We start from the raw sequence: 9,829 nt of genomic DNA, 5'->3' as shown, positions 1-9,829 counted from the left end.
GTTGATAGGCCGGATCTGGAAGCACCGCAAGGTGTGGAGGTGACCGGTACTAATAGGCCGAGGGCTTGTCCTCAGTTGCTCGCGTCCACTGTGTTGGTTCTGAAACCACGAACAACCCCATGTGCCACACATGGTGCGGTTGTCAGTTTCATAGTGTTTCGGTGGTCATAGCGTTAGGGAAACGCCCGGTTACATTCCGAACCCGGAAGCTAAGCCTTTCAGCGCCGATGGTACTGCAGGGGGGACCCTGTGGGAGAGTAGGACGCCGCCGAACAATTATTGCGAGGAGACCCCGCACCGGGAACGGTGCGGGGTTTTCTGCGTTTAGGGTCGTCCTATGCGCTATGAATTGGTCATCTTCGACAACGACGGTGTTCTCGTCGACAGCGAGCCGATCTCCAACCGGCTGCTGGCCGGCTATCTGACCGAGCTGGGACACCCGACGTCGTACGAGGACTCCCTCCGGGACTACATGGGGGGAGCGATGCATCGGGTGCATGACCTCGTGCTGGAGCGGACCGGGCGGCGGCTGCCCGACGACTTCGACGCCGTCTTCCACCGGCGGGTGTTCGCGGCGTTCGAGCGCGACCTGGAGCCCGTGCCCGGGGCCGTGGACGTACTCGGGAAGCTCGCGGCGGACGGGACGGCCTTCTGCGTGGCCTCCTCCGGGAGTCACGAGCGGATCCGGGTGGGGCACCGGAAGACCGGGCTGGACCGGTGGTTCGGGGACGAGCGGATCTTCAGCTCCGAGGACGTGGGGCGGGGAAAGCCCGCACCGGACCTGTTCCTCCACGCGGCCGAGCGGATGGGCGTCGCGCCACAGCGGTGTGTCGTGATCGAGGACAGCCCGCTCGGCGTGCGGGCGGCCCTCGCCGCCGGCATGGACGTCTACGGGTTCACCGCGATGACGCCGCCCGCGAAGCTCGCCGCGGCCGACCGGCTCTTCGGCGACATGGGGGACCTGGTGGGCCTGCTGCAGTGACCCACCGCGGGTGAAGATGAGCCGGATTCATCTTTGGCTGGATCTACCCACGGGTAAGCGGGGGCCCTACGCTCGCCGCCATGACTGATGTGCTGCGGCGCGGCAGGGTCTCGTTGGCGTTCGGCTTCTTCGCCCAGGGCGTCGCCTTCGCGCTGCTCGTCACGCGCATCCCGGCCGTCCAGGACCGGTACGGCGTCTCCGACGCGCTCCTGCCCGTCTTCCTGGCCGCCGTGCCCGTCCTCGCCGGTGTCGGCAGTGTGGTGACCGAGCGGTGGGTGCGGCGGATACCGCCGAGCCGGGTGCTGCGGTGGTCCCAGCCCGTGGTGCTCCTGGCCCTGCTCGGCGTGGGGGTGGGGGACCGGGTGGCGGTGCTGGCCGTCGCGCTGGCCGTCTTCGGGCTCGCGGTGGGCGCGTTGGACGCGTCGATGAACATGCTGGGGGTGAGCCTGCAGCGGTCGTACCGGCGCAGCATCATGCTGGGGTTCCACGCGGCGTACAGCCTGGGCGGGATTCTGGGCGCCTCGCTGGCCTGGGCCGGCGCGCACTGGGGTCTGGCGTTGTGGGTGTCGTATCTCCCGGTCGTGGCCGTGCTGTTGCCGGCCGCGCTGGTGGGCAGCCGGTGGTACGTCGACGGGGAGGACGGGGTGGGTGGGGCCGCCGGGAGCCAGGGGCCGCGGAAGGGGGACAGTGCGGGCGTCGGCTTCACCGTGCTGTTGCCGCTGTGCCTGGTGATGACGTTCGCGTACATCGGGGACTCGACCGTCTCCAACTGGAGCGCGAAGTACCTCCAGGACGTGCTGGGGAGTTCGGAGCAGACGGCGACCGTGCCGTACAACGTGTACATGGTGACCACGCTGGTGGGGCGGGCCGTCGGGGACTTCGGTGTGCGGCGGTTCGGGGCCGCGGCCGTGGTGCGGGTGGGCGCGGTCGTCGCGGCGTGCGGGTTCGCGGTGGTGGCCGGGGCGCCGGGGGCGTGGGTGGGGATGCTCGGGTTCACGCTGGTGGGGCTGGGGTTGTGTGTGCTGGTGCCGCAGACGTTCGCGGCGGCCGGGCGGCTCGCCGCGGAGCGGGACGGCCGGCCCGGTGCGTCCGACGCGGCGGTGGCGCGGCTCAACGTGTTCAACTACGTCGGTTTTCTGATCGGTTCGCCGCTGGTCGGGGCGCTCGGGGACGTCTGGAGCTACCGCGGGGCGATGCTCGTACCGATGGTGTTGGTGCTGGTGACGGTCGTGTACGCCCGGTCGTTCGAGGCTCAACCGGACCGATACGGTGGCGGGCATGAGCGGTCGCGCACAGCTGATGTGGGACGAGGCGGTAACGGGTTATGACTTCGGGCCGGAGCATCCGATGGACCCGGTCCGGCTCGCCCTGACACGAGGACTGGTCGGTGCCCTGGGGCTCGACCGTGAGGTGGAGGTCGTCTCGGCGCGCCCGGCCGGGGAGTCGACACTGCGGCTCGTCCACCGGCAGGACTACATCGACGCGGTGAAGGCGGCTTCGGCCAAGCCGGGTTCGGCGGACGGGTCGTACGGGCTCGGGACGGTCGACGATCCGGCCTTCGCGGGGATGCACGAGGTGTCCTCGCTGATCGCCGGGCAGTCGGTGGGGGCGGCGGAGGCGGTGTGGCGGGGGGAGGCGTCGCACGCGGTGAACTTCGCGGGCGGGCTGCACCACGCGATGCCGGGCGCGGCCTCGGGGTTCTGCGTGTACAACGACGCGGCGCTGGCGATCGCGCGGCTGCTGGAGCTGGGGGCCGAGCGGGTCGCGTACGTCGATGTGGACGTGCATCACGGGGACGGCGTGCAGGCGGCGTTCTGGGAGGACCCGCGGGTCCTGACGGTGTCGCTGCACGAGCATCCGCGGACGCTGTTCCCGCAGACCGGGTGGCCGGAGGAGACCGGGGCCGACTGCGCCGAGGGATCGGCGGTGAACGTCGCGCTGCCGGCGGGGACCGGGGACGCGGGGTGGCTGCGGGCGTTCCACGCGGTGGTGCCGGAGGTGCTGGCGGACTTCCGGCCGCAGGTGCTGGTGACCCAGCACGGGGCGGACACGCACTTCGAGGATCCGCTCGCGCACCTCGCCGTGTCGCTGGACGCGCAGCGGGCGGTGCAGGTGGCGTGCCACGAGCTGGCGCACGAGCACGCGGAAGGGCGCTGGGTGGCGCTGGGTGGCGGTGGATACGCCGTGGTGGACGTGGTGCCGCGGTCGTGGACGCACCTGGTGGGGATCGCGGCGGGGCGGCCGGTGGAGCCGGAGACGGTGATCCCGGAGGGGTGGCGGCAGGAGGTGTTCGCGCGGACGCGGCAGCTCGGGCCGATGCGGATGACGGACGGGCGCTGGCCGGTGTCGTGGGCGGCGTGGGAGGCGGGCTACGACCCCGCGGACCGGTTGGACCAGGCGGTGGTGGCGGCTCGGCGGGCGGTGTTCCCGTTGCGGGGCCTGCTGGCGTGACGGTGCGGGCCTGACCGGGGCGAGCGGGGCGAGCGGGGCGCGGTGAGCGCGACGGTGTGCGGGCCCGGCGTCGAGGGCTGCTCCGCGGGGGTGTCTCCCTCGCGTGCGGCCGCGCCCGGGAGGTTGCGCCGACCGTGGGTGGATTCCGGCGTTCCTCGTCGCGGGGGCGGGTGGAACCGGCAGCATCGGGTGCGTGCTGACCCGTGAAGCTCTTCGGGCCCATCTTCTGGACGCCGGTCTCGCCGGGGTCGTGGCGACCTCGCGTGAGGTGAGTCTGCGGAGTTACCGGTTGTTCGCCGCACGGGATCCGCGGGCGCTGATCGGGATCGACCCGGTGCGGGACTGGGGGCAGCGGGAGCTGCTCGGACTGATGGCGGAGAGGTGCGGGGTCTCGGCCGACCCGCGGCACACCTCGGGCCAGGACGTGATCGACCCGGACCGGACCCTGGCCGCCCTGGACGCCTTCGCGGGCCGGCTCGCGGCGGTCGCTCAGCGTGGCGCACCGGTCCTTCTCGGCACCGGGCACCCGCACCGGCTGCTCGGCTTCTACGTCGCCTTGGCCGAGGCGCTGTCGGCGGCGGGATGTGCTGTCCTCACCCCGGCGCAGGGTCGCCGTGTCGACATAACGACCCGGTTCGGTCTACGCACGTACCGCCTCGACTACGACCGGGGCGTCGCGTTGGTGCGGGAGCCCGGTACCGGGCGCGCCGGTGGTGAGCCCGGCGCACACACGCATTCGCCGCTCCCGGTTCGTACCGCGCTGGCCGTCGCGGCCGAGGGTGGGGGGCCGCTGCCCGAGCTGGTGATCGGGGACCACGGCTGGGTCTGCGGAGCAGGTCAGCTGGGGTTCGAGGCGATCGGGCCGGCCGACACGGACGATCCCGCGCCCTTCGTCGGCCAGGCGGAGGGGTCCGTGTCCGTCGTCGTTCCCCTTGATGACGCTGTGCGCTCCGAGTACTACCGTCCGCTCACCCGCTACGTACTCAATCGGGCGTGTCTGTCACGGTAGGGAAGCGATGGGTGCACCTCTTCCCCATTCGCATCACCCGCCCCTACATTGGGGAGTGAGCACGCAGCGACGAAGAGTCACCGGAAGGGGAAGCCGGTGGCCGTCGAGTGCGGAAGGTTCAGGTGTGTCATGGCTGCAGCAGGCGAAAGGCCTCTGAACGAGGTTCAGTTCCTTACCGTGGCGGAGGTCGCCTCGGTGATGCGCGTGTCCAAGATGACCGTGTACCGGTTGGTGCACAGTGGTCATCTGCCCGCGATCCGGGTGGGACGGTCGTTCCGTGTCCCGGAGCAAGCGGTTCACGAGTACCTCCGCGAGAGCTACGTGGGGGTGGAAACGGCCTGACGGTGGCCCGGGGGAGGCTCTCCGGGCCCGCCAGGGCTCACCAGGGCTCATCAGGACCTCTCCCGGCCTCCCGGACCCCCTCGGCACCTCGATTACGACCTCAGCGCTCGGGCGGGTAGGCTGACCCCTCGTAGGTCGTGTGGGCCCATGGCGCCCAACAACCGAGTGATGAGAAGTGAGCGAGGGTAGTCGTGGGCTCTGTTATCAAGAAGCGGCGCAAGCGGATGGCCAAGAAGAAGCACCGCAAGCTGCTCAAGCGCACGCGCGTTCAGCGTCGCAACAAGAAGTAAGCGACGCTGCGCCGTCAGCGTGTCCTGTGGCCCCCCACCGCATCCGGTGGGGGGCCACAGTCGTGTCCGGCGCGGGGCTCGGCCGTATCCGCGAATTCTCGTCACGTGCCGCGTCCGGCGGTGGTCGCCGTGCGACACCGACCGGCTAAGTTGGCCCGCAGACGGGAACGCGGCAGGGTACGGAGCGAGGCGGAAGGAAGGCGCTGATCTTGGGCAAGGTCGTGCTCGTGACCGGAGTGGCCCGGCCGCTGGGAGGCCGGTTCGTGCGGCGCATCCAGCGCGATCCCGACGTGGACCGGGTCGTGGCCGTGGACGCCGTCGCGCCCGAGCACCATCTCGGCGGCGCCGACTTCGTGCAGGCCGACATCCGGCAGTCGGCCATCGGGCGGGTGCTCGCCGAGACCCGCGCCGACACGGTCGTCCACCTGGACGTCACGGGTACGCCGCTGGTCAGCGGCAGCCGTACGTCGGTCAAGGAGACCAACGTCATCGGCACGATGCAGCTGCTCGGTGCCTGCCAGAAGTCGCCGGCCGTGCAGCGGCTCGTGGTGAAGTCCAGTACGAACGTCTACGGGTCCGCACCGCGCGACCCGGCCGTGTGCACCGAGACCACCGCGCCCAAGTCCCTGCCCAGCGGCGGCTTCGCCAAGGACGCGGTGGAGGTCGAGGGATACGTGCGCGGGTTCGCGCGCCGGCGTCCCGACGTGGCGGTGACGGTCCTGCGGTTCGCCAACATCCTGGGCCCGGGCGCGGACACCCCGCTCGCCTCGTACTTCGGGCTGCCGGTGCTGCCGACGGTGTTCGGCTACGACCCGCGGCTGCAGTTCGTGCACGAGGACGACGTGATCGAGGTCCTGCGGATCTCCTCGCACGAGCCGCGGCGGGGGACGCTGAACAGCGGCACCTTCAACATCGCGGGCGACGGCGTGCTGCTGCTCTCCCAGTGCTCGCGCCGGCTGGGTCGCCCCACGGTTCCGCTGCTGCTTCCCGCGGTCACCTGGGCGGGCACGCTCGTGCGTACGCTGGGGATGACGGACTTCTCCCCCGAGCAGATCCGGCTGCTCACCCACGGGCGGGTGGTGGACACGACGCAGATGCGCGAGACGCTGGGTTTTCGGCCGAAGTACACGACGGCCGGGGCGTTCACGGACTTCGCGCGCGGCCGCGGTGCCGGATTGCTGCCGCCGCAGGCCCTCGCGGGGGCCGTCGACCGGATCGCGGAGCTGTCCCTGCGGGGCAGCGGCCCCCTCCCGACGCAGAGCGCCAACTGAGGAGCGCAGCAACGATGGCGGACGCCAAGGTCATTCCGTTCGACGACGACCGGTCGCGGGGGAGCGGCACCAGCGGTGGCGGCGCGGCGGCACAGCGCCCGGCGCGGCGCCGTGGCGCGGGGGGCCGGCCCAGGGGCGCGGCGGAGTCCGCGCCGGTGCGTGAGGTGGCGCCCCTGCCGGTGCGGGGCGCCGCGCAGGACGACGCCCGTGTGACGGAGGAACCGCAGGAGGGGCCGGGCGAGGCCGAGCCGCGTGCGGAGGGCGGGGACAGCGGCCTGGAGCGGCGGATCGCGGGCGGCCTGGCCTTCCTGCGCCGCCGGCTCACCGGTGACTACGAGGTCGACGACTTCGGCTACGACGCCGAGCTCACCGACCAGGTGCTGATGTCCCTGCTGCGGCCGGTGTACGAGAAGTACTTCCGGGTCGAGGTGAAGGGCGTGGAGAACATCCCGGCCGAGGGCGGTGCGCTGATCGTCGCCAACCACTCCGGGACGCTGCCGCTGGACGGCCTGATGATGCAGGTCGCCGTGCACGACCACCATCCGGCGGACCGGCATCTGCGGCTGCTGGCGGCGGACCTGGTGTTCGTGCTGCCGGTGGTGAACGAGCTGGCCCGCAAGCTCGGCCACACCCTGGCCTGCGCGGAGGACGCCGAACGGCTGCTCGGTCAGGGCGAGCTGGTCGGGGTGATGCCGGAGGGGTTCAAGGGCATCGGTAAGCCGTTCGGCGAGCGCTACAAGCTGCAGCGTTTCGGCCGGGGCGGCTTCGTGTCCACGGCGCTGCGGCAGGGGGCGCCGATCATCCCGTGCTCGATCGTGGGCGCGGAGGAGATCTACCCGATGATCGGCAACGCCAAGACCGTGGCGCGGTTGCTGGGCTTCCCGTACTTCCCGCTCACGCCGACCTTCCCGTGGCTGGGCCCGCTCGGCGCGGTGCCGCTGCCGACGAAGTGGACGATCCAGTTCGGCGAGCCGATCCCGACGGACGGCTACCCGCCGGAGGCCGCCGACGACCCGATGCTGATGTTCAACCTGACCGACCAGGTACGGGAGCAGATCCAGCACACGCTGTACAAGCTGCTGGTGCAGCGGCGGTCGGTCTTCTTCTGAGGCTCGCCGTACGCCGACGGGGCGCCCCTCGTGGGAGGGGCGCCCCGTCGGCGTACCAGCCGTGGATCAGTCCGCGTCCTCCGCCTCGATGCCCAGGCCGGGCAGCAGGCCGGGGAGGAGGGGTGGCAGGGTCACGTCCGGCTCGGTGGGCGGGGTGTTGCCGCCCGTGGACGGAGAGGCGGGACCGCTGTCCTTCGGCGGGTCGAGCAGGCCGCCCGTGTTGCCGCCGAGCAGGCCGTCCTCGGCGCTGCCGGAGCCGGCCGACTCGCTGGGCGCACGGCTGTCGCCGCGCCCCCGGTCGGGCGTGCCGTCGCCGCCGGTGCTGGGCGTCGACGAGCGGCCGGAGCCGGGGGTGTCGGTGGTCGCCGACTCGGAGCCGCCCCGTCGGCCGCCGTCGCCGCCGCCGCTCTCGTCGTCCTGGGCCGGTGGCTGCGGCAGCATGGACTGCAGCGGGGCCACGTCCTCCTCTATGGCGTCGAAGACCGAGGACACCTGTTCGCTGACGTCCCCGAGCTGTACGGGCAGGCGCTCGCGCAGTGCTCCCCAGGCCTCCCGGTGGGAGCGGGAGAAAGCGGAGAGTGCCTGCATGGGGGCCAGCGACCCGGGGTCGCGCGCGTAGGCCGCGCTGAGCAGCCGGTGGCCCTCGGACGCGTCGTGCCGCATACCGGACAGGGCGCGGCGGATCTCGCCGAGGGACTCGTGGTCGAGGGGGCCGCTGCGCCCGCGCTCCATGAGCCGGCGCGCCTCGCTGAGCCGGGTCGAGGCCAGGTCCAGATAGGCCTCGCCGCGCTCGTCGTCCCCGTCGGTGAGACCGAGGCGGAAGTCCTCTATGCCGCGCTTGAGGCCGTAGAGCGAATCGCCGGGCAGGGCGTCCGAACTGGCGGCGGCGACTCCGCCGAAGGCTCCGGCGGCCACGCTCACGCTCAGTCCGCCCGCGGTGAGGCCCTTGGCCAGCCGTGAGCGCGGCCGGAACCTCTGGAGCGGGGCCGCCCGGTGGGTGCCGCGCGTCCGGCGCTGCTCGGGAACCGAAGTGGCCGCCGCCCCGCCGCCCTCCTGGAGCATGGCCTCGAACGCGGCCACCAGCTGGGCGCGCTGGACGACCTTGACCTCGGGATCCAGCTCGGGCCGGGGCAGCGTCTCCAGACCGGTGGCGAGGGTCAGGAGACGACCCTGCTCGGTCGGTTCAACGGTGGCCTCGGCGCCTGTCGGTCCTTCGGACTGCTCGGCCGCCGCCCCGGGATCGGACTGCTCCTCCAGAGCCTGGGCGAAGGCGTTCGCCCGCCGGTGTGCCGATACGTTCGCGATCACTGGCGGCACCTCCTCTCGTCATGACGGTCGACTCCCCAGGGGGTCCTGAGGGTTGCACACCCTGATCGGGACCACCCGATCGTGTGATCGGAGTCGACCAGGGGGTGACCACAGGGAGCCTGCATCCCGCACAACGAGCGGCGTGGCACTTGGGTTACGGACGGTGGATGATCGGACCGCGGACTCAACAGACTCTCACTGGTGGTGATTTGGGGACAGCGGAGAGTTCCGGTGGGGACGGCGCCTCGGGGGCGCCGGGATCTCAGCGCACGTCGTCCGGGAGCAGCCGGGCCAGGGTGCGCACGGCCCGGTACTGGAGCGTCTTGATGGCGCCCTCGTTCTTGCCCATGACACGGGCCGTCTCGGCGACCGAGAGGCCCTGGAGGAAGCGCAGGGTCACGCACTCCTGCTGCTGTGGGTTGAGCCGGCGCACGGCCTCCAGCAGGGCGGCGTTGGAGAGGGATTCGAGGACGGAGTCCTCGGGGGACCGCTCGACCTCGTTGGCGTCGAGCATCTCGCCGGTGGTGACCTCCAGGCGGAATCGGCTGGACTTGAAGTGGTCGGCGACCAGGTTGCGGGCGATGGTCACCAGCCAGGCGCCGAAGTCCCGGCCCTGCCAGGTGAAGGTGCCGATGCGCCTCAGGGCCCGCAGGAAGGTCTCGCTGGTGAGGTCCTCGGCGGTCGCCTTGCCGCCCACGCGGTAGTAGATGTAGCGGTACACGGTGTCGCTGTACTGGTCGTAGAGCCGTCCGAAGGCGTCGGCCTCGCCGGCCTGAGCCCGCTCGACCAGGTCCATCATGCGGGCGCTGTCGCTGTCCGCGGCGGGACGGCGGTGGGTGGTGGCGGCGGTCCCGGACGAGGCCGACCGCGCGCGTCTGCCGACGGCGGCGCTTCCGTCGGCCAGTGCGTAGCAAGGACCGACGGGGGCGGCGGCGGAGGCGAGGGCGGGGACGGCGTACGCGGTGGGGACGAAGCCGCGCAACAGGTCTTGTGCTGTTTTGACCGTTGCGCGCAGCGTAGCCAGGCCCGAGGCGTCAACCCCGACGTGTGGGTACACGGGACTCCCA

The 9,829-nt window shown here is 71.8% G+C and carries 10 protein-coding genes and 1 rRNA gene; 9 read left to right on the top strand and 2 right to left on the bottom strand.

Annotation, left to right across the window (positions count from 1 at the left end):
* The first annotated feature begins 157 nt into the window (after positions 1–157).
* From rrf to ACZ6EG_RS15925, 9 genes are all read left to right on the top strand, one after another.
* Positions 158–274 (top strand): 5S ribosomal RNA (gene rrf / locus ACZ6EG_RS15965).
* Positions 275–337: 63 nt separating this feature from the next.
* On the top strand, positions 338–982 hold the full coding sequence (locus tag ACZ6EG_RS15960) for an HAD family hydrolase (RefSeq protein ID WP_391972914.1): 645 nt from the start codon (positions 338–340) through the stop codon (positions 980–982).
* Between the two features lie 80 nt (positions 983–1,062).
* Positions 1,063–2,310 (top strand): MFS transporter, encoded by a 1,248-nt coding sequence (locus ACZ6EG_RS15955; RefSeq protein ID WP_469604978.1) that lies wholly within the window; start codon positions 1,063–1,065, stop codon positions 2,308–2,310.
* Positions 2,261–3,433, top strand: a complete 1,173-nt coding sequence (locus ACZ6EG_RS15950; protein ID WP_469604975.1) for an acetoin utilization protein AcuC — start codon at positions 2,261–2,263, stop codon at positions 3,431–3,433. The genes ACZ6EG_RS15955 and ACZ6EG_RS15950 overlap by 50 nt, the downstream gene beginning before the upstream one ends.
* Positions 3,434–3,626: 193 nt before the next feature.
* Complete coding sequence (locus tag ACZ6EG_RS15945; protein ID WP_391972917.1) at positions 3,627–4,442, top strand: phosphatase; 816 nt, start codon at positions 3,627–3,629, stop codon at positions 4,440–4,442.
* A 129-nt stretch (positions 4,443–4,571) separates the two neighbouring features.
* A complete protein-coding gene (locus tag ACZ6EG_RS15940) occupies positions 4,572–4,784 on the top strand; it encodes a helix-turn-helix domain-containing protein (protein ID WP_004984898.1) in 213 nt (70 codons plus the stop codon).
* A gap of 191 nt (positions 4,785–4,975) precedes the next feature.
* Complete coding sequence (locus ACZ6EG_RS15935) at positions 4,976–5,074, top strand: 30S ribosomal protein bS22 (RefSeq protein ID WP_003948845.1); 99 nt, start codon at positions 4,976–4,978, stop codon at positions 5,072–5,074.
* A 209-nt stretch (positions 5,075–5,283) separates the two neighbouring features.
* On the top strand, positions 5,284–6,345 hold the full coding sequence (locus ACZ6EG_RS15930) for an NAD-dependent epimerase/dehydratase family protein (RefSeq protein WP_366769044.1): 1,062 nt from the start codon (positions 5,284–5,286) through the stop codon (positions 6,343–6,345).
* A gap of 14 nt (positions 6,346–6,359) precedes the next feature.
* The gene (locus ACZ6EG_RS15925; RefSeq protein WP_469604971.1) at positions 6,360–7,454 is read left to right on the top strand and encodes a lysophospholipid acyltransferase family protein; all 1,095 of its coding nucleotides are present in this window, start codon (positions 6,360–6,362) and stop codon (positions 7,452–7,454) included.
* Between the two features lie 66 nt (positions 7,455–7,520).
* Here the strand turns inward: ACZ6EG_RS15925 and ACZ6EG_RS15920 are convergent, their stop codons facing one another.
* Entirely contained in the window at positions 7,521–8,762 is a 1,242-nt protein-coding gene (locus tag ACZ6EG_RS15920) for a DUF5667 domain-containing protein (RefSeq protein ID WP_391972919.1), read from the bottom strand.
* A 262-nt stretch (positions 8,763–9,024) separates the two neighbouring features.
* Entirely contained in the window at positions 9,025–9,819 is a 795-nt protein-coding gene (locus ACZ6EG_RS15915) for an ECF subfamily RNA polymerase sigma factor, BldN family (protein WP_469604967.1), read from the bottom strand.
* Between the last annotated feature and the right edge of the window lie 10 nt (positions 9,820–9,829).

Source organism: Streptomyces sp. NPDC041968 (genome assembly GCF_055589025.1).
This window is presented reverse-complemented; position numbering and strand designations above follow the sequence as displayed.